The 24422-nt window shown below is 46.5% G+C and carries 22 protein-coding genes; 7 read left to right on the top strand and 15 right to left on the bottom strand.

The features are described 5' to 3' along the window. Positions 1-4: 4 nt before the first annotated feature. Together BK127_RS06420 and BK127_RS06425 are read left to right on the top strand one after the other, a co-directional pair. Positions 5-556: a hypothetical protein gene (locus BK127_RS06420; RefSeq protein WP_076229162.1), complete on the top strand. Its 552-nt coding sequence runs from the start codon at positions 5-7 to the stop codon at positions 554-556. Between the two features lie 323 nt (positions 557-879). Then, positions 880-2124, top strand: coding sequence for an MFS transporter (locus BK127_RS06425; RefSeq protein ID WP_076229297.1), 1245 nt, complete (start codon positions 880-882; stop codon positions 2122-2124). A gap of 141 nt (positions 2125-2265) precedes the next feature. On the opposite strand, the gene BK127_RS06430 is transcribed toward BK127_RS06425, so the two are convergent. The 5 genes from BK127_RS06430 to BK127_RS06450 all read right to left on the bottom strand — a co-directional run bounded on the left by BK127_RS06430 (position 2266) and on the right by BK127_RS06450 (position 6560). Further along, the gene (locus tag BK127_RS06430; protein WP_076229163.1) at positions 2266-2451 is read right to left on the bottom strand and encodes a hypothetical protein; all 186 of its coding nucleotides are present in this window, start codon (positions 2449-2451) and stop codon (positions 2266-2268) included. A 163-nt stretch (positions 2452-2614) separates the two neighbouring features. Then, the gene (locus BK127_RS06435; RefSeq protein ID WP_076229164.1) at positions 2615-3862 is read right to left on the bottom strand and encodes an MFS transporter; all 1248 of its coding nucleotides are present in this window, start codon (positions 3860-3862) and stop codon (positions 2615-2617) included. 125 nt (positions 3863-3987) lie between these two features. Beyond that, a complete protein-coding gene (locus BK127_RS06440; protein WP_076229165.1) occupies positions 3988-4956 on the bottom strand; it encodes an ABC transporter ATP-binding protein in 969 nt (322 codons plus the stop codon). Between the two features lie 39 nt (positions 4957-4995). After that, on the bottom strand, positions 4996-5787 hold the full coding sequence (locus tag BK127_RS06445) for an ABC transporter permease (RefSeq protein ID WP_076229166.1): 792 nt from the start codon (positions 5785-5787) through the stop codon (positions 4996-4998). Continuing rightward, the gene (locus BK127_RS06450) at positions 5784-6560 is read right to left on the bottom strand and encodes an ABC transporter permease (RefSeq protein WP_076229167.1); all 777 of its coding nucleotides are present in this window, start codon (positions 6558-6560) and stop codon (positions 5784-5786) included. Before BK127_RS06450 ends, BK127_RS06445 begins: the two co-directional genes overlap by 4 nt. Positions 6561-6796: 236 nt before the next feature. On the opposite strand from BK127_RS06450, the gene BK127_RS06455 reads away from it, so the two are divergent. Further along, entirely contained in the window at positions 6797-8374 is a 1578-nt protein-coding gene (locus BK127_RS06455; protein ID WP_256711190.1) for a CapA family protein, read from the top strand. Between the two features lie 20 nt (positions 8375-8394). On the opposite strand, the gene BK127_RS06460 is transcribed toward BK127_RS06455, so the two are convergent. Both BK127_RS06460 and BK127_RS06465 read right to left on the bottom strand, forming a co-directional pair. Continuing rightward, the gene (locus tag BK127_RS06460; RefSeq protein ID WP_076229168.1) at positions 8395-9402 is read right to left on the bottom strand and encodes an LLM class flavin-dependent oxidoreductase; all 1008 of its coding nucleotides are present in this window, start codon (positions 9400-9402) and stop codon (positions 8395-8397) included. Between the two features lie 54 nt (positions 9403-9456). Then, positions 9457-11640, bottom strand: coding sequence for a family 78 glycoside hydrolase catalytic domain (locus BK127_RS06465; RefSeq protein WP_076229169.1), 2184 nt, complete (start codon positions 11638-11640; stop codon positions 9457-9459). 279 nt (positions 11641-11919) lie between these two features. Here BK127_RS06465 and BK127_RS06470 point away from each other — a divergent pair, with 279 nt between their 5' ends. Beyond that, complete coding sequence (locus tag BK127_RS06470; RefSeq protein WP_076229170.1) at positions 11920-12825, top strand: AraC family transcriptional regulator; 906 nt, start codon at positions 11920-11922, stop codon at positions 12823-12825. Here the strand turns inward: BK127_RS06470 and BK127_RS06475 are convergent. Continuing rightward, positions 12819-13742 (bottom strand): AEC family transporter, encoded by a 924-nt coding sequence (locus BK127_RS06475; protein WP_076229171.1) that lies wholly within the window; start codon positions 13740-13742, stop codon positions 12819-12821. The genes BK127_RS06470 and BK127_RS06475 overlap by 7 nt on opposite strands. A gap of 199 nt (positions 13743-13941) precedes the next feature. Here BK127_RS06475 and BK127_RS06480 point away from each other — a divergent pair, with 199 nt between their 5' ends. After that, entirely contained in the window at positions 13942-14571 is a 630-nt protein-coding gene (locus BK127_RS06480) for a fumarylacetoacetate hydrolase family protein (RefSeq protein WP_083689109.1), read from the top strand. Between the two features lie 26 nt (positions 14572-14597). Here BK127_RS06480 and BK127_RS06485 read toward each other — a convergent pair whose 3' ends face one another. After that, entirely contained in the window at positions 14598-15794 is a 1197-nt protein-coding gene (locus tag BK127_RS06485; protein ID WP_076229173.1) for an HD domain-containing phosphohydrolase, read from the bottom strand. A 115-nt stretch (positions 15795-15909) separates the two neighbouring features. Between BK127_RS06485 and BK127_RS06490 the strand changes: the two genes are divergently transcribed. Next, positions 15910-16767, top strand: a complete 858-nt coding sequence (locus tag BK127_RS06490; RefSeq protein WP_076229174.1) for a DUF92 domain-containing protein — start codon at positions 15910-15912, stop codon at positions 16765-16767. A 90-nt stretch (positions 16768-16857) separates the two neighbouring features. Here the strand turns inward: BK127_RS06490 and BK127_RS06495 are convergent, their stop codons facing one another. The 6 genes from BK127_RS06495 to BK127_RS06520 all read right to left on the bottom strand — a co-directional run bounded on the left by BK127_RS06495 (position 16858) and on the right by BK127_RS06520 (position 23665). Continuing rightward, on the bottom strand, positions 16858-19407 hold the full coding sequence (locus BK127_RS06495) for a beta-propeller domain-containing protein (protein WP_076229175.1): 2550 nt from the start codon (positions 19405-19407) through the stop codon (positions 16858-16860). 175 nt (positions 19408-19582) lie between these two features. Further along, the gene (locus BK127_RS06500; protein ID WP_076229176.1) at positions 19583-19927 is read right to left on the bottom strand and encodes a LapA family protein; all 345 of its coding nucleotides are present in this window, start codon (positions 19925-19927) and stop codon (positions 19583-19585) included. A gap of 78 nt (positions 19928-20005) precedes the next feature. Continuing rightward, the gene (pepF, locus tag BK127_RS06505) at positions 20006-21796 is read right to left on the bottom strand and encodes an oligoendopeptidase F (RefSeq protein WP_256711191.1); all 1791 of its coding nucleotides are present in this window, start codon (positions 21794-21796) and stop codon (positions 20006-20008) included. Positions 21797-22134: 338 nt separating this feature from the next. Continuing rightward, positions 22135-22314 (bottom strand): hypothetical protein, encoded by a 180-nt coding sequence (locus tag BK127_RS06510; RefSeq protein WP_076229178.1) that lies wholly within the window; start codon positions 22312-22314, stop codon positions 22135-22137. 102 nt (positions 22315-22416) lie between these two features. Next, positions 22417-23214: a TerC family protein gene (locus tag BK127_RS06515; RefSeq protein WP_076229179.1), complete on the bottom strand. Its 798-nt coding sequence runs from the start codon at positions 23212-23214 to the stop codon at positions 22417-22419. A gap of 259 nt (positions 23215-23473) precedes the next feature. Beyond that, complete coding sequence (locus BK127_RS06520) at positions 23474-23665, bottom strand: hypothetical protein (RefSeq protein WP_076229299.1); 192 nt, start codon at positions 23663-23665, stop codon at positions 23474-23476. A gap of 402 nt (positions 23666-24067) precedes the next feature. On the opposite strand from BK127_RS06520, the gene BK127_RS06525 reads away from it, so the two are divergent. Continuing rightward, positions 24068-24421, top strand: a complete 354-nt coding sequence (locus BK127_RS06525; RefSeq protein WP_076229180.1) for a YmaF family protein — start codon at positions 24068-24070, stop codon at positions 24419-24421. Position 24422: the final 1 nt, after the last annotated feature.

Here is a 24422-nt window from a genome sequence, read left to right on the forward strand (position 1 = left end):
TATGATGAAAAGAATTGTAACTGCCCTGGTATTGGTTACTGCCTTGTTTTTCTTAAGTATTGTTATTTTATATCATGTTACTGATGATGGAAGCGGCTCGTTTAATGTACACGATATTTCTGCGGACGAATCGGAGATCCAAATCGCCACCGATTTGAGCATAGGCAAGGGGACTAGTGTTTTGAAGACATTGACCCAAGAACAGCAAATCTATACTTTATTTGAAGTGCACCCATATGAAGGGGAATTTGGGATCGCTGCATTTTCACCTATTGCAAAGAAAGATAGGTACAAATTTAATTCAGCTAGCCATTCCAAAAACCTGATTCAAGTGAAAACATTCGTTGGGAACAAGGAGGTTATAGTTGGAGTAAGAAAAGGTTCTCAGATTCATAAGTTGATTATAAAGAATGCGCAAGAATCTGTAGAAAAAATAGTGGCTGAGGGACAGGATTTCCTTGGAATAGTTAGTTTAAACTCTTCCCTCGCTGCTGATGAAATAACGGTCGTTGGCTACGACAAACTGGGGCAAGAGCAAGCCAGAACAACAAATTGAGGCTGGAAGCCGTGAGATAGTTAATTGGACTAACGAATAAGGTAATGCAAAGCGTTACTTCGGCATCCGGTTTTAGTTCACCTGTGAAGGGGCAGCTATGCGTCACATGTTACCGTATACGCACTGACTGAACACTTAGCTTCGTTGTATAATTGCCTCAATTTGGTACCCGAAAATAGCAATTAAAAAGAATCCATCACATTTGTTATATGCTAGAATAAACACGAAAGATTTCTTAGGCACGGCTGCGAAGCATCGCGCCGCTAAATTATACTTGTTGCTATCTTGTTGTAGCATAACAAAAGGAGTGTTAAAAATTGGCTATGCATCAAAACACCGACAAAGCCCCGAGCCTTTTCGGTAACCGTTTCCTCCAGACTGTACTATTGTCTAACGTCTTGCTGCAAATCGGTATCTGGGTGAGGAATTTTTCCATTCTGCTCTATATCGCGGATAAAACAAATAACAATCCGTATGCCATATCATTGATTAGCGTCGCCGAATTCGCGCCGATTTTCGTGTTCTCGTTTATAGGCGGAACATTCGCCGATCGTTGGCGGCCGAAGCGAACAATGATCTGGTGTGACTTGTTGTCTGCAGTTTCGGTGTTCGTCGTGTTGCTGATGATTCAGTTCGGCTCATGGCAGTCCGTCTTCCTAGTCACTTTCATTTCAGCAATTCTCTCACAGTTCTCACAGCCTTCGAGTATGCGGTTGTTCAAGCAGCATGTTGCAGAAGAACAATTGCAACAGGGGATGGCGCTGTTCCAGTCGTTGATGGCGATCTTCATGGTGCTTGGGCCGATGCTTGGTACATTCACTTACAGCACGTTCGGTCTAAAGACATCAATTGCAGTTATGGGGGTTGCGTTCCTGCTGTCCGCGCTCATACTGGTACGACTGCCCAAGGATAAGGAGGAGCAGCGGCCGGAAGTAATGAAAGGCCAATTCCGTAAGGAGTTCAACGAGGGCTTCCGTTACGTCTGGCAAAGTCCAGTGCTTCGGACACTGGGGGCGGTATTCATTTTGGCAGGACTCGCCGTGGGCATCGCCCAAGCGCTCGGCCTGTTCATCGTAACTGAGCGACTCGGCCAGCCGAAGGAATTCCTGCAGTACATCCTCATGGTAAATGGTGCCGCAATGCTGATCGGAGGCGGCATCGTTGCCGTGTTTGCAAAGAAGGTCGCACCACAATTGTTGCTGGCTGTCGGTATGCTGGTGGGGGCCATATGTACGGTCATCGTTGGTTACTCAACGAGTGTACCATTAACGTTGATTGTGCAGTTTGTGAACGGACTCGTGTTCCCGTGCATCCATATCGGGATCAGTACGATGATCCTGAAATGGTCACACCAATCTATCGTGGGCCGGGTCAATGGTGTTCTGTCCCCGATGTTCATTGGCACGATGGTCATCTCCATGTCATTCGCCGGCACGCTGAAAGACGCCTACCCGCTCGTAACGATCTATACTGGCGCAGGTATCCTGTTCATTCTCGGAGCGTTTGTAATGATTCCGATCATGAGACAGAAAGAGCCGGATATGTCGGAGGGCACCAGCCAGTCGTAGACACTATATTTTTAAAAAATAACCCTCCTATTATTTCCTATAGGAGGGTTATACCAATAATATGCTCTTTGAATCCATATTAACTATAACGTCAACCTTAATGTGCTAAACGGGCTTTTTGAACAACCTCTACCAGCTGACTTATGATGCTTGTTTTAAGGATACGGCCGGATTGCTTGCAGGTTGGGGTGTCTTCCAATGATAAGCTTCATTATTATGGTACACAATCTCATAGTGCGTATTCCTTACCTCGATCACAGAACGATACCAGAGCAGTAGCTCGGCACAAACGATAATAAACAGGATTTTTTTAATGTCCAGCTTCATGCAGGGCGAGAACCTCCTAATAGCTTGCTGTGGCAAGCTGTTGTTGTAGGTATTGCATAGGTTGGGTTATTCCGTATGACAGAAAACAGTTTGCTTGTAAGTGCACTAAATCTGCTTTACTTAGTAAGGATATGTCGGTTTGAGCTAAGTCATGCGGGCCGTATTAGGTATCGTCTCCAGAGTGAGAGGCGCTTCCGGCTTTTTGGATTGTCTGTTTTGGAAGCTGTGGATCACTCAAAGTCCGACGAACCCACAGTGCGTTGCCGAGCAGCATAATACAGGACATGATGAAAATCCCACGAATGCTCACCCAACCGGACAAAGCTCCACCAATAATCGGTCCCATCATGTTACCAAGACTGAGCGCGCTGGAGTTGAAGCCGTAGGAGCGACTCTCCATACCATTAGGGGTGTAGCTGCGAATTAGTGTTTGTACCGAGGGAAGCATACCGCCCATAAACACACCAAGCATAAACCTCGCAGCAAACAGCTGCCATATGTTCGTTACGAGTGCTTGTGGAATATAGCATAGCCCTGCTCCAATCAAGCAAACCGCCAAGATCTTAACAGATCCGATTCGATCACTCCATCTGCCGAGCAGTGGAGACGCTATCATATTGGAGAAGCCGGTCACCGATCCGACAAGCCCCGCGTAAAAAGCAAGCAGCTCGCCTTTCCCATGCAGATCCTGAACGAAGAGGGGGATAAGGGGCATGGCAGCAAGCATCGAGAACTGAATAACAAAAGTGACTCCATACAGCGCTGGCAGCTGCTTCACCTTCATTAACACGCGGAAGCCTTCTACAATCGTAATATTCGTTTTCTTCTTGGCCTCGGCCAAATCGAATTTTTCTTTAACGAGAAACAGCGCCACCATTGAGGCACCGAATAACAAAGCACCGGTCACATAAAAAATAGAACGAAATCCGAGCCATTCCGCCATCAAGCCACCAATGAATGGACCGAGAATCGAGCCTGCAACTCCACCCGATTGCAGCATACCCATGGCGAAGCCACTTTTCTCGCGGGGTGTATTGGTTGAGATCAAGGCCACCGCTGCCGGCATGAATCCAGAGATGACACCATTGAGAATCCTGAGCAGCAGCAGCTGTGTCGGATCGTGGGCAAAACCCATTAATGTCATGACGACGGCCATTCCGAATGAGGAGCGAAGCAGCATCACCTTGCGTCCATATCGATCCGACAAACGTCCCCAGAGCGGCTGGAAAAAAAATGAGGTAACAAAATTTCCTGCAAAAATAAATCCTGACCAAAGTGCAATGTGATGAGGATCCGTAACACCCATTTCTTGTATGTATAACGGTAAAAAGGGGGTAATCATCGTCATTCCACTCATTACCAAAAACTGGCCTATACATAATACAGCTAGATTAACCTTCCAACGTGCCACGGCCGTTCTCCTCTTTTCCTGCTATGTACGTTGAAGTATAACATAATCAGACTCGATTGCTCCAACTCATCAAGCAGCTTAAAGAGATACTCAGACTCGAGTATCTCCCGTATAGGCATGAAATTCTAATAGATTCGATGAATGACTTCCTCGAAATCGGGCTCCTCCATATGAACATCGGAGATCGTACCCCACTCCTCGATTTGCCTCAATACATCCATTGCCTGAATAGTCCTACGATTGCACTGAACAGTGAGCTCATTATCGGTTTGGCCGACAATCAGAAAAGCACCGCTCCATTCAGGAGGCACGTGGATTGGTTCGGCAAAGCTGATTCTCATTAATGTGGGCAATCCGATTTTCTCTCTCAAACCATCAATGGTTCCGTCATAAGCAAGGTGCCCGTGGTTAATGACCATTACACGTTCACATAGCTGCTCGATATCATCCATATCATGAGTGGTCAGCAGCACCGTTTTTCCAAAATCCCGGTTCATGGCTTTAAGCAGCTTGCGAATTGATTTTTTGGCTACGACATCCAGTCCAATGGTGGGCTCATCCAAAAACAAAATATCCGGGTTATGCAGCATCGATGCAGCCAGATCGGCGCGCATACGCTGCCCAAGCGATAGCTTACGTACAGGCGTATCGATAAATTCCTTAAGCTGGAGCAGCTCGCTTAGCTCAGCCAGTGTACGTTCCTTTTGCGTTCTTTCGATTCCGTACATCGCAGCCAATATATCATAGGAATCCTTCACGGGCAGATCCCACCATAGCTGGCTGCGCTGTCCGAACACGACTCCAAGCTTGCGTACGACCTGCCGCCTGAATTTGTGTGGGCTGTACCCACCGATTAACACCTCACCTGAGGAGGGGTGCAGAATGCCGGTCAGCATTTTGATCGTGGTCGATTTGCCAGCACCATTCGGGCCGATATAGCCGACAAACTCGCCGCGTTCGACGATAAAACTAATGTCGTTGACCGCGATTTTTTCCTGATGAGCCCCGCTAATATAAGATCGAATCCGCTGCCAGCGTCCTTGACCAACAAGCGGAATCCGAAATGATTTACTTAAACCTGATACCTCAATCATGGAACAGCTCCTTTGATAGATCGTTTATTTATATAGGGTTCAGCTTCCCGTGCTTTGATATCTAGACATACCGAGCTTCCAGAACTGCAGCATAGCGAACAGGAATAGAGCGGCGAACAAGCCGATAGCCGGGATCAGCCAAAACCCGAATTCATGGCGAAGCACGTACAGGGCGGGTAAATAATTGGCAGCTCCGACAGGAATCACGGTCAGTAAAATACCTTGAAGCCACTTTGGATATAAACTCATCGGATACTGTACAGCTGTGCGAGCCGCGTCTTCAGTTACATTTTGCAAATCGCTGACCCTTGTAATCCAAAAGCCGAAGGTGGCCGTACCAAGCCCGATTGCGAACAAAATGACGGCTCCGATTATAATAACGACAGCTGTTTGCGGAATGGCCCAAAGCTCAATCTGTCCAGATTGCAACATCTCGTGTACACAAACCGTCAGGATGATGCCGCCTTGAATGTATTCCGCCATCATAATTCGGAAATTTTGAGTCATGAGCGCCAGCAGCAGCGGGATGGGACGGATAAGCAGCTGGTCGAGATCACCGGAAACCAGGTATTTTTCCAGATGATGGACATCACTGGCCAATGTTCGGTAAATCGCTTTGGACAGCAGAATAGTGCCATACAAGTATCCCACTTCATATAAGCTCCAGCCCTTGATACTACCGAATTTCCATAAAATGATGGAGATTAGCAAAAATTCCATCGTATTGACCACAAAAGCAAGCACCGTCGAGAACCAAAAATTAAATTTGTACTGCATCTTACTGACGATACTGGCACGGATCAGAAGGGCGTACATACGAAACGCATTCATCCTCCTTGCACCTCCACTTTATGGCGAACGATCGCTGTAGCGGCAAAGCATAGCAAGGTCAGAAATAAGGACCAGATCAGGCTTCCCAGGAGAATGGGTGCACCTTCCATACCGAGATAAAGCTTGGTAGGCACATACTGCAAATACGGATAAGGAGTCATTCTCGCTATACCTTGCAGCCAGACGGGCAGCCAGTCATTCGGGATCAGGAAGCCGGATAAAACGGAGGAGAGTGAGATATGTACCCAGAACAGCCATTGCGATTCAGTCGTCCATAACGCAGCTACACCTATCATATAGTTGATGCAAATGCTCATATAGGCGGCCAAAATGAGTGCTGTGATAGTTAAAGCCCATGTGGAAGCGCTTCGCGGAACCGGTAAGTCCAATGTCCACACATAGAGCAGATAGATAGGTAATGATTTATAGAGAAGCTGGTAGGCGATTTGCCCCCATTCCCGGCACATTAAATGATAAAAAAGGTGAACAGGCCGCATGAGATCAAGCGCGATTTGTCCGGTACGTACGGATTGGTCAATACCGAGTCCTTTGGTCATAAAAACTGTAATCCATAAACAGACCTGATTAAATGCTACATAATGAATGACAGTTTCCAGTGTATAACCGCTTGCACCACCAGTTGTCCCTACGCCTTTCCAAATAGAGACGTAAATAAGCCCGAAGATCGCACTGGCAACCGTATTGATTGCATGCGAGGCTCGGTACTGCAAGTTGCGGTCATACGCTTTTTTTATTAAAACGGTAAAAAGCATACACACCTCCTGTAATGAAGTTGTCGCACCTGCTGGTAACGGCAGCAAGCACATCGATGACTTTCTGTTTGAAAAGGGTAGTTCTGAGACACGTGCGTAAAGGGTGAGTACAGCTGTTGAAGATACTAACAAGAGGGTTGTTATGTAAGGGTGCAAAGAGGACGGACAACCATAATAGCAAATTTGGGTTGACTTTGGCAACTGTTTTTTTGTGAGTTTTGATTCATGCTCTATGAATGAAAATTTGGTATACTAGCAAGGTGTTTCTGTTTGCAAACTCAATGAACCGGTTACAGAAGGAGAAGATCGTCATAGAAACTCGAGCTGTCAAACATCGCGATGTCAATAAGATCAAGAGAAATACGTGGATAACTCTCGGAATCATAGGATTAGTAACGATAGCATGTTTTAGTTATTTGTTAATTTGGTTGTTTGGCAAGGATTCTGATAAGGCGCTGCCAGCTCCGGCAGCGTCAACGGCACCTGCAGTGGCATCAGGTGGCACTACAAGTAAAACGGAAGTCGCTAAGCCATCAAATGCTGCAGCGAGTGGTAACGCTGGGAATGGCACAAGCAGCAATGGAACGACGGACAAGCCAAGCGATAGCAGCAATCTCAACGGTCAAGTACCTGGTACCAAGCCTGCGGCTAATTCGAGCGGCAGTACGAGTACGAATCGTTCAAGCGTTAAGCTTACGTTTGTCGGCGATGTGATGTTTGCAGGCAATGTAGAACAATTATTAATCAAGAACGGTTGGGATTATCCTTATCGGTACATGAAGGAATATCTTGAGAAAGCTGATATTACCGTAGCCAATCTGGAAACACCGATCTCGTCACGGGGAACGGCACAAAGCAAGGATTACATATATCGTTCATCACCTGAAGCATTGCCTGCACTAAAAGATGCCGGTATCGATCTCGTCAATACAGCTAACAACCATATTCTTGATTATGGAACGGATGCGCTGTTGGACACAATGGATGCGTTGGACAAAGTGGATATCAAGCGGGTAGGTACGGGGCGCAATATTGACGAAGCCTACAAGCCGGTTATTATGGAGCGTAATGGCATCAAGATTGCTTTTCTCGGATTCAGCCGTAATGCGCCTGATGCCGGATGGTATGCAGGCAAGCAGAAACCTGGCGTAGCCGAAACTTATTCAACGAAGCTCCCCTTGGAGGCCATTGCGAATGCTCGCGAGGTGGCTGATCTCGTTGTAGTCATCACTCATTGGGGTATTGAACGTCAGGACGTTGCAGCCAAGGAACAGACCGATCTCGCGCACAAATATATTGATCAGGGTGCCGATTTGGTTGTAGCCAGCCATCCGCATGTGCTTCAGGGCTTTGAGCAGTATAATGGAAAATGGATTGCCTACAGCCTGGGTAACTTCATCTTCACGACCAATGCGGAGCCGATGACCTGGGAGACGATGGTGCTTGATGCGGAATGTACGAAGGATCGCAAGTGCAATTTGCAGATGCTGCCTGTACTGACCAAAGGCGCCCAGCCCGTCCGTATGCCGGAGGCAGAAGGATTAAAGCTGTTTGAACGGATGTCGCGTATATCCTTTAATGCTGTCGTAGCGAACGATGGCAAAATTACTGCAGGCCCAACCAAGCAGCCGATATCAGATATTGTGGCTCCAGCCAAACCACCTGCTGCAGATAAACCGGCAGACAAGAAGACAGGAGAGACTAAACCTGTACAGCCGGCCAAGCCATCGACACAGCAGCCTGCACAGACTCCCAAACCAAATACCGCTCCAGGAACGACCAAGCCGTCGCAATCTGGAGCGGTGAATCCTTAGCCTTAAAACCTCTAATCTAACTAACTATACAATCCGAATTCTGTCGCAAGAAGTCTGTAAGATTTTAACCGGGCTTCGAAATCATGTGTTGGAGTGACTACAAGCAATTCATCGGTTTTATACAGCTCACTAATTTCCAGCAGCTTGCTCTTTACCTGCCCTGGAGTGCCTACGATGCGCCGCTGACGACGTATCCGTATGCGCTCCAGATCTGCTTCGGTGTACGGATAATCCATGGCGCTTTCGACGGAAGGAAAAGTATTGAGCTCCAAACCCAACTCCAGGCGAAGGAAAAACAAGTCTGTACTGGTTGCCAGCATATTGGCTTCTTCCTCGCTATCTGCACATATGGCCAGAACAGCGGCAAGAGTTCGTGGGCGATCGTTTAAGATGGACGGCTGAAAATGCTCATGATAATATTGCATCGCAGACTCACCTCCGGGTACACCAAAAAACTGAGCAAATGCATAAGCAGCACCTTGTCTTGCAGCAATCTTGGCGCTCTCATCACTGGAACCCAGCAGCCATAGCTCGGGTGCGGTCGGAATAGAAGGGGACGCATGCAGTCTGGCAAACGGATGCTCAGGAGGCATTGCTTGATGCAAATAGCCCGTCAAATCTCTAACCTGCTGCGGGTATTGGTTAATATCCACAAATTTATTTTCCTGAAGAGCTCTTGTAGCGAGTGGCATGCCGCCAGGAGCGCGCCCCAAACCCAGATCGATCCGCCCTGGATGCAGAGCTTCGAGCAGTCTGAAATTTTCCGCGACCTTATAGGCGCTGTAATGCGGAAGCATAATGCCCCCGGAACCCAGCCGAATCTTTGCCGTTGCTGCAGCAAGATGTGCGATCAGAATTTCCGGGCTTGAATGCGCGAGTGCCTTGGACGCATGATGCTCCGATACCCAGTAACGGGAGTAGCCGAGCTTATCAGCCTCTTGAGCCAGCAGCGTTGTTTCTCTCAGTGCGTCTGAAGCAGTTTTACCTTCACCTATATGGGACTGATCCAAAATACCAAGCTTGATCATTTTCTTCACCTCTAGGTTAAACTGTAACAGAAAATGTTCAGTTGGTCAAAGCGTTCAATTTGGTCTCAAGCTAACACCCTCAGGAAGTATAAGCTTCGAATGCCCGAGTTTGTGCTCGAATCGAATCGTACCCGCAGGCACTTCAAACGAAATATGGAGCCATTCCAGCGTATCCGGTATGTGAGGGTTAAAGCTGACTTCCTTCCATCCCGGAGCAGCAGGCTTAAGCCCGATAATCTCTTCAATCAGCAGAGGTATAGGCGCACTAGCCCATGGATGGCATAAGCTGGTATTCCATTTCAAATCCTTCGACCATGCCTCGAAGCAGGTTGTTGCGCCTTCTTTGACCATATTGCCCCACGAATGCAGCTCCTCCGAGCGGATCAGGTCATACACAAGCGCATGCTCTCCGGCAGCAGCCAAAGCTTTTAATAAAAAATATGCCATATATACGCCGCAGTTCAAACGCTTGCTCCGCAGTAATTCGACTACAGCCTGATTCTCCTCAGTATCGACCAGACCGAACAATAACGGCAGTGCATTCGCATGCAGGGAAGAATGCTTCGATCCCTCTGCATCCACGAACAGCCTCGTCTGCTCATTCCAGAACACCTGTCGGAACGACTGTTTGAAGCTGTCTAAATCGTCAGTCTCCTCCACTTGTAGGATACTGCGAATTTGCCTCACGGCAACCCGTGCTCCATAAAAAAATGCATTAACTACATTATGGCAGCCTTCACCAACCGGTCTAGTCAATGGAAAGTCATATTCGTCACGCATACCCTCCGGCCAATCCACCAGATTCCACTTGTCGGTTACATGGGCGAGCAATCCGTCTTCCCGCTGGTAAGCTACAAAATGCCGCAGCATCCCCTCAGCTACAGGATACATTTCACGCAAAAAGGCTTCGTCACCGCTCTGCTTATAATATTCAAGCAGTTGAATCGGCCATTGGAACGAAAAATCGGCTATCTCCTGCATAAAGTGGCCCGGAGCTACAGCCATAATACCCGGACACACATGCGAGGACAATAAGGCAAAATCCACAAGTGATTTTCGGAACAGCCGTAAATCGCCGGATACATAAGTATGGGCGTGAGTAATGACCGTATTGTCACCGAGATATTGTCCCTTTTCCCGGGAAGGGCAATCCACATAATTTTCCTGTGAGCCAAATTTCAGACCATTTGTGCAAATCTCCCAAATTGCGTTCAGCATGGAATCTGACGATTCAAAAAGACAAGCTTCCTCATCGAGCGGGTAGTGCCTGACAACAGCTGCAAAGCTATCTGTATCAATGTGAACACCGGATTCGGCGAGTACCTCAACATACCGAAAAGCTTTGTAGTCATACATATCTAACACATCATTACCGCCTGACAAGGTCCAATGCTCCTGATAGGTACAGTTGCATCGCATCTCGTAACGAACACGCTCATTGTCCAGCAACTCCTCACCACAGCGAAGCTCGATCTGCTGTCCTTCCTTGCCCTGAGCGCGCATCTGGAACTGTCCGGTTAATTCCCCGCCAAAATCGAGTACATAACTTCCCTCTGCAAGCGAGGTTATCTTTACTGGCTTGACCGTGTAGACAGCAAGTGGTGGAGTAGGCTGCCGCTGCAGCTGGTGATCATCTGCAGCATGGACAGAAGCGTGAGTCCAGTCTGCTGCCTGATAGTCGAGCTCCTGCCATCCAACAGGTTGAAGGCGATTATCGATATGCTCCAGGTACTGGGTGTTATAGCCAATAATATCGTCGCTAACGTAAGCTTTATTTCGGGTTACCTTCCAGGTCTCATCGGTTTTCGCTACAAGCTGTCCATCGACCGACACTTCGGCTATTAAGCCTTGACGATAATCCCCGCTGTTATAGGAACGACAGATCAAGCCCTGATAATAGACATGAACGGCAATAACATTGTTACCTTTTTGCAAATAGGGCGTGATATCGAAGCGATTATAATAATAATGAAAATAATTACCTTGAGCAGGGCCCTGTCCTACGAATTGTCCGTTTATATATACTTTATAGTAATCGTCAGCTGTAATATCAAGTATGGCATCCGTGAAAGTCTCCTCCAGCCTCCAAGTCTTTCTCGCCAGCATATGCAGATTTTTGAGATCCTCTCGATGATCGGGCAGATCCTTCAGCTCCATTTCTTTATGAAACAAATCGATCGGCTGCAGACCGATAAAAGCAGCATCCGCAATCCACTCAGCTTCCCATTGCTTGTTCATACCTAGACTCCTTTGCGTATTCGATTTGTAGAGATTATGACTCCGTATCTCCCCCTATAAGTATAGGAAACTTTAGTGAGAATTTCTTGGAATATCTACCTATAAACCCGGAGAATTGACCGCTTGTGATCTCTTTTGGCAAAAGGAGGACTTGTTATGCCCAGGCCGCTCGTCTACAATAATGAGCAAAGCGGACAAATAATTTTGTGAAAGCATATTCCGGTACAATGATTAGTCGGATAGCGGACTAATTCGCCGGATTTTTAAGGAGGATCGCACATGCTCTATCCGAAGGAAAAATACCTGGAGAGCGAGGAATTTCCATTCGCAGCATTCCCTTATCCAACCTTGCCAGAGAGAGTGATGAATCCGCACACCCACGATTTTATTGAGCTGGTCTATGTGGCCGATGGCTTTGGCGAGCACTTGTACAAGGGGCACTCCTATCCGATATCCAAAGGGGATATTTTCGTCATACCGCCGGATGTGGAGCATGACTACCGAGTCATCGGAACGGCTCCGCTCAAGGTTTATAATATTTTATTCATCTCGTCGTTTCTTGAGGCTGAGCTGCAGGCTTTGTCGAAGGTCTCCTCGTTTATGAACTTTTTTTATGTGGAGCCCTTCCTCAGGCAAAAGGCCGATTTCGAATCCCATCTGAAACTGTCACTTCCCGAAGCTCAGGAGGTTCAACTGCGTCTGGAGCGGATCATTGAGGAATTTGACCATAAGGCACTGGGCTATCGGATTTCGATAAAAGCGTTGCTGATAGAGCTGCTGGTTTGGCTGAGTCGCTGCTACGAAGAGCGGTTGGTACAGACCTGGTTTCGCCCTGAGCATTCAGGGATACGCGAGCTTTGTGCATTTCTGGAGCTGCATTATGCGGAGCCGTTTCAATTGGAGGAAATTTGTCAGATGTGCGGAATGAGTAAAACCAGCTTTACTCATAAGTTCAAGCAGACTATCGGCAAAACATTTACCGAATACCGCAATGAGGTTCGCATTCAAGCTTCTTTAAAATGGTTGAGGGAGACGGATGAACCTGTTATTCGCGTAGCGGAGCGGGTAGGTGTGGGGGATGTGAGCTATTATAATAAGTTGTTCAAGCAGCAGATCGGGATGCCGCCAAGGGAGTTTCGCCACAAATATCGCAGTGGTAACCCCAGGGCGGCTGCTCCTTATTGAATCAGAGCAATCACAAAAGGCAATACGAGGAATGAAGCTAATGTAGTCCACAGAATGCAGCGTGCAACGAACTGGGGGGAAGCGTCGAATTGCTCAGCCAGCATAAAGGCATTAACGGCAGCAGGCATTGAAGCCAGGATGAAGAGCACCGAAAATAAAGTTCCGTCGATATGCAGTATGGCCAACACGAGCAGCGCCAGAAGAGGCGAGAGCAGAAGCCGAATCGAGATGCCGGTCCACAGTGCCTTCTGCAGGCCTGGCTTCCAGGCTGCCGAGCGGCTGTTCACCATTTGTGCGCCCAGGACGGTCAGTACGACTGGAGCGTACGCAGTGGATAGCATCATGATCCCCTTATCCAAACCTTCGGGAATACCGATGTGAAGGCTGCGAACGATCACGGCCAGCGCAGCTGCATAGATGGAGGGAAGGGTAAGAATAGACTTCATGGCCTGACGAACGGAAAAGTGGGACCGAGCAGCGAAATATACACCAATGGTATTCACGATAAAAATTTGCCCGATTACATACACAGAAGCCTTTTCCAGACCAAGCTGACCAAATGCCAGCAGCACCAGCGGCAAGCCATAATTAACACTGTTCGTGAACGTGGAGACCATGGTTAAACCTGCACGTTCTGCTGGCGGAAGCTTGAGCACACGTCCGAGTATACTTGCAATTCCCCATAGCAGCAGCAAGTTGAGGACACTGAAGGCGACTGTTTTGTAGACATCATCAAATGACAGCTGTGCCTTTGTCAGCGTATCGAAGATTAATGCCGGGCTCAGCACATACAAGGAGAGCGTGGATATGGCCTTCGTGTCCAGTCCACGGTAGCGTCTGAGCAGCATACCGCCAATCACAGGTAATGAAATCGGTAGAAATACATGATATATGGTAGAAAAAAATGTTTGCAGCATGATGAAAGCCCCTTCACATACAGACTGTACTTTTTACTTTACGCTACAAGTAAACAGCTGTCCAAGAGATAAAGCCTATAATTGCGATAGGTATTTGTGAAGAGCCGATAGATTATGATATCTATTTGAGTATTGGGGGCGTCTGTTCTATAATTTGAGTCGTAGGTATCCGATTAGATAAGAGCGAAGGAAGTGTTGGATCATGGAGTTGATTCGCAATATTTATTGTGTTGGACGCAATTATGGCTTACATGCTGCGGAGCTTGGGAATGACATCCCTGATGAACCGATGATTTTCATGAAACCGACCCATGCACTTACCCCAATCCATGGGCAGACGATCACGCTTCCCGGGGATAAAGGAGAGGTCCATTTTGAAACCGAGCTGGTTGTGCATATTGGACACAATTACGAGGCTGGTATGTCCATAGACAGCTTGATCGATACGATGGCGCTTGGAATTGATTTTACACTGCGTGATGTACAGTCTGTGATTAAGAAAAAGGGCCAACCATGGCTTCCGGCCAAAGGTTTTTTGAATTCGGCTGCCTTAACGGTATTCCGTCCGTTCAAAGGTTATGAGGAAGTAAGACAAACGGAGTTTTCATTGCGAATTAATGGTACTGAGGCTCAACGGGGTAATGTGAATGATATGATTTTTAATCTTCAGGTCATTGTTGATTATATTGCCGAGCATTATGGTTTAGGTAAAGGAGATATTATTTATACGGGTACTCCTGCTGGTGTCGGTGCTGTCAGCTCTGGTGACAAATTCGAGCTGCTGTGGGGATCAGAGGCTATGGGCGAGTTTACAATCGGATTAACGTAATAAGACCAATAAGGAGGATCGCTCTGTTAAGCGATTCCTCCTTTGTCCTTTTCAGCCAAGGCAGCATCCGAATACAGCTCACGTACCTTGAGAATCTCTGGCAGCTGTGCCATAAAGGCATCGACGACCATTGGATCGAAATGCTGGCCTCGTTCTTCCTTGAACAGATTGAGAATACGATCCAACTCCCAAGCCTGCTTATACACCCGCTCACTGCCAAGTGCATCAAATACGTCGGCAATAGCGGTAATACGTCCATAGATATGGATTTCCTCACCTTGGATTCCTTGTGGGTAGCCACGGCCATTCCATTTCTCGTGATGCTGATGAGCGACGATAGCAGCTGTTTTCAAGATGCGGCGACTTGAATTTTTCAATAACCCATACCCGATATTGGTGTGCGCTTTCATGATATCGAATTCTTCATCTGTCAGCTTGCCGGGCTTCTTTAGTACGGAGTCGGGAATGGCGACCTTGCCGATGTCGTGCATAGGCGAAGCGATTTTCAATAACTCGGCTTCCTCGTGGCTCATACCTAGTTGTTTGGCCAGGATGTAAGAGTATTCAGCTACACGTTTGACATGATTGCCAGTTTCCTTGGAACGGCTCTCGCCGATCTCTCCCATTGTGAAGATGATTTCTTTTTGGGTTTCTTCAATTTCATTGGAGAGCAGGGCGGATTCCAGAGATTTTCCTGCATAGGAGGCGGCCAAGGTGAGATGCTCTAAATCCTTTTTGGAAAATTGCTCCTCGGCGGTGAGCTTATTTACAGCCTGATAAGCTCCCATTATTTCGCCCTCATTATTACGGAACGGAATGACCATCAATGCTTTGGTGCGATAACCGGTTTTGAGATCCATGGCAATTGCGCCACTTTCCAATACATCCTTGAACTCGGTATTTACGTAGGCATCCTCTATGAAAATAGGTTGTCCTGTCGTTATTGAGTGCCCGACCAAGCCTGCATCTCGGGGAAGTCTGAGTTGGGGAACGCCATGCGCAACTGTGGAATATAATTCATTATTTTGTTTATCTATAAGCCATACCGTACATCGATCTGAAACAACCATCTCGCGGCCCATATCAGCCATTAGCATAATCAAATGATCCAGTCGTCGCTCGTTCGCTATTTTGGCTGCATAATCAAAAATAACGAGAAGCATTTCTTCGGGCTCGAGATTTTTCTTTATTTTGAGTGTCCCAAACGGATCAGCTTCATGCACGTTAATACCCTCCCTGGGGTTTTGCGTTTTTTCAACTAAGAAAATCATATTATAATGCAATAGTTCTGTAAATATATATTGTAGAATTTTATCGAATAATGGAGGAAAACAATTCATGTTGGACTGGTTGATCGGTTTGGCGTGCAGTTCATTCATTGCATGGGCAGCTTGGCGCAAACAATCTTTATCTGTCTCTGGAGCTATCGCTGCGGTAATCGTAGGGACCTTGTTGTATGCGCTTGGAGGACTGCCGTGGTATGGGACTCTTATGGTCTTTTTCCTTACCTCCACCTTGCTCACGAAGTGGAAGCATAAGCGTAAAGCCGTCGTTGAGAGCAACTATGCAAAGTCTGGCAGGAGGGATGCCGGACAGGTAGCAGCCAACGGAGGCTTGGGAACGCTGCTTTGCTTGGGTAACAGCATATGGCCGCACTCGCTGTGGTGGGCTGCTTTCATGGGCATTATGGCTGCAGTCAATGCAGATACATGGGCAACAGAAATCGGCGGTTTAAGCCGTTCGCTGCCACGTTCCATAGTGAGCGGGCGAAGAGTTCCAACTGGCACCTCCGGCGGAATAACAGCTGCGGGACTTGCCGCATCTTTATCCGGTGGGCTGCTGATCGGTGTGGCGGGCTGGGCTTTCACAAGTACGGGTTGGGGACAGCCTATCAGTGGGGCCGATGCTGCTTCTTCCATCGTCGTTACTTCGGCTGTAGGTGTTATAGGACTGCTCTTATCAGGTGCTCTTGGTGGTATGGCAGGCTCGCTGTCGGACTCCTGGCTGGGAGCGGTATGGCAGGTCATGTATCGCTGTCCGGTCTGCGGTAAGGAAATAGAAAAAAAACGTCATTGCAACGATACACAGGCAATTCGTATTCGCGGAGCTTCATGGATGACGAATGATACGGTCAATATTATCAGCTCAGGAATTGGCGGTGCTGTAAGTGCAGGATTCCTTTACTTGTATATCTGAAAATGGATGAGTTCCCTAAATGAAAACCGTTCTTCCATCAGCGAATATATGTAATTCGCCAGATGGGAAGAACGGTTTTTTTTGCACTAACTAAGGTAAAGTAATTGACTTTAAGTCATTCATGGAAGAGATATCGGTTGCTTTTAATATTTGCTCTGATGATGTATACAGCGCATCTCCAATATATAGAATCCGTTGGATATTGCGTTTGCCATTGTAAGCGACATGTCCGGCTTTCAAGTAATCGTCACTGGTTAAATGGGTGATTTTTCCTTTGAGCTTAAAGCCGGCTGCCACATCAACTTGGTATACATAAGCACCTTGAAACGCAAATTCGCCGTAGCTTGGAACCGTATTTATGGCCGCTGCCGGGTTTGAGCTTGAAGATGCATTGCTTTTGGTCTCCATCAGCGTGACGGGGAAAGCGAGCAGGTTCTTCTCCTTGGAGAACAACAGCGCCTTATGGTTACGAAGCAGCTCGGAATCCGTACCGCGGTCTCCGATGTTTTCCGAGAACAGCTCCTTTGGATTAGCCACATCACTTACATCAAACATCGCCATCTTCATTCCCTGATAATAAGCAGTCGTTTGTGTAGAGCCAATAGATCCATTATTGCTTGAGACCTCGACCGCGTCCTTACCGAAGCCGATCAGATGGGTATCATCATAAGGATGCAGGTAGTTGCTGTAGCCCGGTATCTTGAGCTTGCCAAGAATTTTGGGTGCCTGCGGCTCCTGCAGATCAATGACAAATAAAGGATCAACGGTCTTGAAAGTAACCATATAGGCACGATTGCCTGCATAGCGGACCGAATAAATCTGTTCACCGGGTGCAATATCATTAATTTGTCCAATCACATTCATCGATTCGTTCAGCACATACATATGATTTTTGGATGTCATATCATCATCACGTCCTGCAAAACCGGTTGTCGTAGCGATTCGAAAGCTGCCATTCATTTCATCCATCGCAAACTGGTTGATGGCCCGCCCTGGAACCTTGCCGCGGCCCGTATATCGGATGGAGCCTTGATCCATAGCAAATTTGTAAATAACGCTGTTTGTTTCTCCCGCTACTATGCGTCGTTTTGCCAGTGGGTCCTCACCTGTATTGGGCTGTACGGCAGCAGGTGTGTATTCATTGGTCGTAACGAACAAATTGGCTTCTGATGCATATACTTGCTGACCGGAGCCGAGGTAGCTTGAGACGTTCAGCTTTTGCTCGGGCTGGTTCAGGTTGAAGCCGCCGATTAACAAATAGTTTGGCTGCACCGAGTTGGGAAAGTAACGAACGTCCTCATAGCCAATGCTAATGAAGGCGTCACCCGCAGCAGAGTCCCTGTAAGAAGGAGCTGAGTTTTTCAATGCTACTGCTTTATCAGTTGATGACACATCGCCGCGCAGCAGCGGATATACATTGAAGCCTTTATTGGAGACGAGATATAGTGAGGAGCCAACCTTGCGCGAAGAAACATAATTGCCATCGAGCTCGACCTCACGAAGCTTCTTCACCTGAGTGCGATCCCCTAGTTCGTAAACGATTGCTTTGGTTGTATTTCGTGAAAGATTAACACCAGGTAAGGATACGATCTTTATATTTTCTGCTGAAACAGGAGCAGGTACAGGTGAAACGGAAAGGGGCGGAGCTGCCGACTTTGAAGAAGAAGACTGCTGGACCGCAGGTCCGGATACGGGCATGGCAGGAGCCGTTTGACCCTCCATAGGTACAACGGGATCGATAGTTCTGTAGAATGTCGTACCGATGACCACCATATGCTTATCATCGATGTATAGCTCCTTGGCTCTGAAGTTTTGATCTTCAAATGTCAAGGTTTGTGTGACCTTCATTTGGTCAGCAGGGTAAGCTGCAGCAATGATGACACGGTTACGATTAACCTGATAAATATAAGAGCCGTCTGTTTTAATAATATCAGCTTCGTCAACGCCTTCAACCTGAACGTTGGTACCTGAATAATCCGGTTTGGATTCCGCCGCTGCTGCTTGAGGAGCGGGGGCTGCTGCAGGAGCACTGCTCGATGATTTTTCTTTGGAGGTCGATTGTTCCTGTATCACGGCCGTTGTAGCCATATCTGATTTCGTCATCAGGCTCACGCTGCCTCCGTAGCCGCCACCTGCACCTGAATAATCTTTGAACAGCTCCAGCATATGGTCTGCAGAGCCGATTGTAGGCAGGCTTTTATCAGCATCGACAATAGCGACTGACTTATTCATTCCATCCCAATATACATTAAAGTCGAACGATTCACTAAAAAAACGCAATGGAACGAACAGCTTGCCATTGTGCATACGAGGCGCTGCTTCCAGATTTACGGGTGTTTCCCCGCGAAAGGCTTGTTTGTTATCGATTGTCAATTTAATACTGTGTAATCCCTTAACAGCTGCTGCAGTCTGGGAGCTTTCATCCCATTCTAGCTGCACACCCAGAGATTCAGATAAATCTCGTAAAGGGACCATGAGAGTATTGTCGATCAAAAGCGGCATAGAGCTGAAGGAGACATTGCTCCCGTTTACTTGTAAGCCGATAGCTGTGCCACTTTCTGTAGCTGCAGGTGGTGCCGCGACCCCGTACGAGAAAACTGTAGTTGCCAGAAGGCACACCAACGTTAATGCTTTTTTCATTTTTTTCCCTCCTCGTAAATGCTTTCATTCCTGTACTTCTTACAAGCTCTAACGTAACCAAGAGGGAATATGTTCCAATGACCATCAATTAAAATTTGCCCAAATCAAAAAAACCGTCCCATGGTAGGGAACGGCTCAAGTGACCAGAATTGACGCGACTACTTTAGGCACATATTTATATTTCCGAAGAAGGCAATTTCTCCGATGCTGCATAGGTTAAAGGAAGAGGGGCAGTATCAGTGGGAGTTGCTGACGATGGAATCGCATGTGCCATTTGTGCCTCATTGAGCTGCTTCTCGAGCTGCTTGATGGTCCGTTTTAATTTGTACTGCTTGCTCATGCCAATCAATCCGAGGATCAATCCGCCGAGTAGTGTTGAGCTGAGAATGATAATAATCAGGGGCAGCTGCATATCAGTAAAAATGAGATGCACATTAACCGGTTCCGTATTGATTGCAGCAAAAATGGCAGTCAGCAATCCAAAAAATAAAATACTGATAAATATCCATTGGGTCTTCATGCTAAGCTATCCTCCTTAGGTGCCAAATAACCAACAAGACTGCGAACATGGTGAACGTTAGCAGCCTTGTTGATTCTACTACTTGGTTAATTGCTCCATTTGGTCCAGGAGGCTTTTGAATACATCCATCGCTTGCTTGATAGGTTCCGGTGTCGACATATCCACACCTGCGCGCTGCAATATATTGATCGAATAGTCGCTTCCGCCGCTTTTCAGGAAACCAAGATAGCGGTCGACGGCAGGCTGACCTTCTTCAAGAATTTGTTTGGCAAAGCTGGTTGCCGCGGAGAACCCAGTCGCATATTTATAAACATAGAAGCTGTTATAAAAATGTGGAATGCGCGCCCATTCGATTTCGATATCCTGATCCACAACCATATCCTTACCGTAGTACTTCAGGTTCAAATCGTAATAAATTTTGCTGAGCTCCTGAGGAGTGAGTGCTTCGCCTTGTTCTGCTTTTTCATGAGTGATTTTTTCGAATTCGGCGAACATCGTTTGGCGGAACACTGTCGTACGGAACTGATCCATGTAGTAGGTCAACAAATACATTTTTTCCTTAGGATCTGTTGATTTTTTGAGCATGTAGTCCATAAGCAACGCTTCATTCAATGTGGAGGCTACTTCTGCCAGGAAGATCGTATACTGCGCATAGCGATATTCCTGATTTTCATCCGATAAATAGGAATGAATAGCGTGGCCCATCTCGTGAGTGAGGGTGAACATGCTGTTCAAATTATCTTTGTGGTTCAGCAGCACGTAAGGATGTGTTCCATAAGCGCCCCAGCTATAGGCACCGCTCCGTTTGCCTTCATTTTCATAAATGTCAATCCAGTGCTTGTCAAAGCCTTCTTGCAAAATGTTCAAATAATCCTGACCGAGTGGCTTCAAGCTTTCCTTGACCATTCCCTGAGCCTGCTCATACGTAATATCCATCTTGTATTCATCTACAAGCGGTGCGAACAGATCATACATATGAAGCTCATCGACTTTCAGCAGCTTTTTGCGGAGCTCCATATAACGATGCATCAACGGCAATGACTCATGGATCGTATCGATCAGATTGGTATACACTTCTTTATTAATATTGTCCCCATACAGGGATGCTTCCAGGGCTGAAGGGTATTTACGAACCTTGGAATAAAAAATATCTTTTGAAATATTAGCAGATAGTGTAGCGCCGATCGTATTTTTATTTTTGGAATAAGTGTCATACATCGTCTTGAATGCATTTTTACGAACTTCCCGGTTACGGCTTTCAAGGAATTGAATATAACGCCCTTGTGTCAGCTCAATTTCTTCACCGTGCTCATTTTTCACCTTGGGGAATTTCAGATCGGCATTGTTCAGCATACTGAAAATAGTACTCGGAGCTTGTGAGAGATTGCCTACCTGAGCTAGCAGTGCTTCTTCCGATTTGGAAAGGATATGCTGTTTTTCACGAATCATTTCGGTCAAGGTACGCTTATAAAAGCTAAGTTCGGGATGACTCACCAGCTTTTGCAGTTCGTCGTCCGACAGACTTAAGATTTCCGGAGAAATGAAGGATAAGGCTTCGCCTGATTCCACGCTGAGCTTCTTGGCTTTATCGGACAATGCCTGGTAAGTTGGTTCGGCTGTATCTTCATGATGCTTCATGTTGGCGTATACGTATAGACGTTCCATATGTACAGAAATTTTGTCTTCCAATTCAAAACATTGCTTGATCGCAGCAGGCTTGTTCAGCTTGCCTTGAAATTCGCTGATTTGCTGCAAAGCTTCTTTAACTTCCTTGTATTCCGTGTCCCATGCTTGCTGATTAGGAAAAAGATCTTCCAGCTTCCAGCGCTGTTCTACAGGAACATCCGTACGTTTAACAACTTGACTCATGGGAGCCCTCCTCGATAATTTGGATGGTTTGGTATTGCCGTCCGCCGTTACGGGGGATGAAAGAATCGTACCTGTAAGCAGAATACCTGTCATGACTATGGGGAAAAAACGCATTATGCTCACGCTCCCTGCAATTTTCCCCTAGTATGACCCGATTGTAAGTTAATTATAAGAGAATTTATTATCGAAGTAAAACTTGGGTGAGCGACCGCGGTTTAGCGGTAAATTCTCTTGCTGATACACGAAGCCATAACTGGAAGTAACGCTCCTATCATAAAGAGAAGCCTGTATCGAAGTAAAACAAAGGTGAGCGACCGCGACACTCTCATCACTTCTTCTCACTGCAATGAGAAGAAACTGTACACGATCAAGGTGAAAGCAAAGGCGACCATGACCAGAGCCATAATGGCAAGAGGGCGCTTGACGCCGCTTGGTAACGAATCTTTTTTTAATATCAGGATCAAGGCGAAACAAAATGCAACAATAATAAAAGTAAGGATGGAAGCGGAATTGCTCACCTAAAAAAACACCTCTTCTTACGATGGAATCGCATGCACCGTCTGTGATATCGGCTGATGCTCTCCTAATGGTTTCGCCGTGCTGTCCCAAACTCCTTGTTTTTAGCTGTTCATTTTGATAAGCACCAGCTTGCCGTTTTCATCACGACTAGCTTTGAAGCTATCATCCTGAGCTATCCCAGCTTCCACAACGAGCTCCTGTGGGATGGCTAAATGTCCGCTTTCATTGATGGAAACAAAAGCTCTTTGCATTTTTTTGAACATACCAGCAAGTAGTACGCCACCAGTAATCACAAGGAGAACCGTCCATTTCATGACAGGGTTGTCGGCGAACCATACGCTTACCAACGGATCTCCTGTCAACATTTTACCTGCTGTAAACGCAAGCACGCCTGCACCGATATACATGATCCAAGGAAATTTGTCCATCCAGTAGATGAATAAAGTGCTTCCCCAGACCACAATAGGGATGGAGATCAGGAGTCCCAGGACGACCAGCAGAAAATTACCATGGGAGGCACCGGCTACGGCGATCACATTATCGAATCCCATGACCGCATCAGCAACCACGATGGTTTGAATCGCTGGCCACAGTCGAGATTTAGCCTGGATATTGTGATCTTTTTTATCTGTTAACAGCTTATATGCTATCCACACGAGAACAAGACCACCGAATAATAAGAGGGCAGGCAGCTCCAGCAGCCAAACGACCACCAAGGTAGCAGCGATACGAATGCCAATCGCCCCGACAGTCCCCCAGAGAATAGCCTTCTTTTGATGTTCTTTGGGTAAATTCCTCGCGGCCATTCCAATCACGATTGCATTGTCACCTGCAAGCACCAAATCAATAAGGATAATACTTAGTAGTGCCGTGAAAAAAGCTGCATCCAACCATTCCATTCGAATCATCTCCTCAATAAGGTTTGATTACATAAAAAATGACCTCTACCGTAATGGTAAAGGTCATTTCAAACATAAAAGACCTTTACCTAATAGGCAAAGGTCTTGCTAACAACGTTACGTTGCCAATAAAGCCGGGGTTTACACCCGTAATGACGACTTTACTGTGACAGCTACTCCCCTTTGGAGGAAATCCTTATGTAATTGACTTTAGTATAATAGAAGGACAAGCACCAAGTCAAGTCCAGCTTATGGCAGCTTAGATTTCCTTGAAGGCAGCGAGTATCGCTTCCCGTTCTTCTGAACGATCTGCATATTTCTCCTCGGAGAAACGATTCTCGGCCCAATGCATCATCTCAGGTCGGCTTAAAAAGGTATGGCTTTCCTCGCCCCATTGATCGGATATTTCTCGCAAAATCAATGTTTTCCCTTGTACCTCAACCGTCATCATGTTCCATTTATCCGTTTTGTATATCGTATGCTTCTTGAATCCGTGGTTAGACAAGTCTTTTCCCTCACTTCAATTTTTTTGGGTACGAACTGGGGACAGACGAAACATATCATCGAATGTTTTCACTGCCTTGATGGCCAATTCTTTTTTCGTTGTTTTAGTGTATATCAAAGCTTGCTCGATTTCAATTGCCCTTCATCAAAATTAACAGGTTTCCATTCTAAACTGTAAATTCCCTGGTAGCTGACAGAATCCTCAAAGAAGGTATACGCTTAATAGAGCTTCTAATAACCTGCATTCTCCTGCTCGTCCAAGGAAAATTCCGGCTCATGCCTAACACAAATTCTTCCCATTTATACATAGTATACACTGAATTTATAGTCAAGAGGAGGCAAAGCTCGTATGAATAAGCAGAAATCGGTAAAAAGATTAGTGAAAAGGTCGAGACAGACACATGTCCATGAATTTGAAGGAAGTACCAAACTAGCAGAACAAGGTGCGGATAGACATAATCATCGTTTTGCAGGAGTTACGGGGCAAGTGATTCGCGTAGGTAACAGTCATGTTCATGAAATAGATCTCACTCATACCGATTTCTTGAACCATTTTCATAATCTCAAAAGAATCAGAACCGGACTTGCAATTCCTGTTGGCAACGGTAAACATGTTCACTTCGTAAAAGGAATGACTACACTTAACGATGGTCATTTACATCAATTGAATTTCGCTACTCTAATCCAGCAACCTCTAGTTTAAG

The organism is Paenibacillus sp. FSL H7-0331 (genome assembly GCF_001956045.1).

Coding starts and splice junctions, on each gene's coding strand:
- BK127_RS06450 (WP_076229167.1), bottom strand. CDS start 6,560: ATGCTTTTTACCGTTTTAATAAAAAAAGCGTATGACCGCAACTTGCAG.
- BK127_RS06495 (WP_076229175.1), bottom strand. CDS start 19,407: ATGAAAAAAGCATTAACGTTGGTGTGCCTTCTGGCAACTACAGTTTTC.
- BK127_RS06465 (WP_076229169.1), bottom strand. CDS start 11,640: ATGAACAAGCAATGGGAAGCTGAGTGGATTGCGGATGCTGCTTTTATC.
- BK127_RS06490 (WP_076229174.1), top strand. CDS start 15,910: ATGTTGGACTGGTTGATCGGTTTGGCGTGCAGTTCATTCATTGCATGG.
- BK127_RS06520 (WP_076229299.1), bottom strand. CDS start 23,665: ATGATGACGGTTGAGGTACAAGGGAAAACATTGATTTTGCGAGAAATA.
- BK127_RS06425 (WP_076229297.1), top strand. CDS start 880: ATGCATCAAAACACCGACAAAGCCCCGAGCCTTTTCGGTAACCGTTTC.
- pepF (WP_256711191.1), bottom strand. CDS start 21,796: ATGAGTCAAGTTGTTAAACGTACGGATGTTCCTGTAGAACAGCGCTGG.
- BK127_RS06470 (WP_076229170.1), top strand. CDS start 11,920: ATGCTCTATCCGAAGGAAAAATACCTGGAGAGCGAGGAATTTCCATTC.
- BK127_RS06525 (WP_076229180.1), top strand. CDS start 24,068: ATGAATAAGCAGAAATCGGTAAAAAGATTAGTGAAAAGGTCGAGACAG.
- BK127_RS06430 (WP_076229163.1), bottom strand. CDS start 2,451: ATGAAGCTGGACATTAAAAAAATCCTGTTTATTATCGTTTGTGCCGAG.
- BK127_RS06500 (WP_076229176.1), bottom strand. CDS start 19,927: ATGAAGACCCAATGGATATTTATCAGTATTTTATTTTTTGGATTGCTG.
- BK127_RS06420 (WP_076229162.1), top strand. CDS start 5: ATGAAAAGAATTGTAACTGCCCTGGTATTGGTTACTGCCTTGTTTTTC.
- BK127_RS06475 (WP_076229171.1), bottom strand. CDS start 13,742: ATGCTGCAAACATTTTTTTCTACCATATATCATGTATTTCTACCGATT.
- BK127_RS06460 (WP_076229168.1), bottom strand. CDS start 9,402: ATGATCAAGCTTGGTATTTTGGATCAGTCCCATATAGGTGAAGGTAAA.
- BK127_RS06455 (WP_256711190.1), top strand. CDS start 6,797: ATGAAAATTTGGTATACTAGCAAGGTGTTTCTGTTTGCAAACTCAATG.
- BK127_RS06440 (WP_076229165.1), bottom strand. CDS start 4,956: ATGATTGAGGTATCAGGTTTAAGTAAATCATTTCGGATTCCGCTTGTT.
- BK127_RS06515 (WP_076229179.1), bottom strand. CDS start 23,214: ATGGAATGGTTGGATGCAGCTTTTTTCACGGCACTACTAAGTATTATC.
- BK127_RS06445 (WP_076229166.1), bottom strand. CDS start 5,787: ATGAATGCGTTTCGTATGTACGCCCTTCTGATCCGTGCCAGTATCGTC.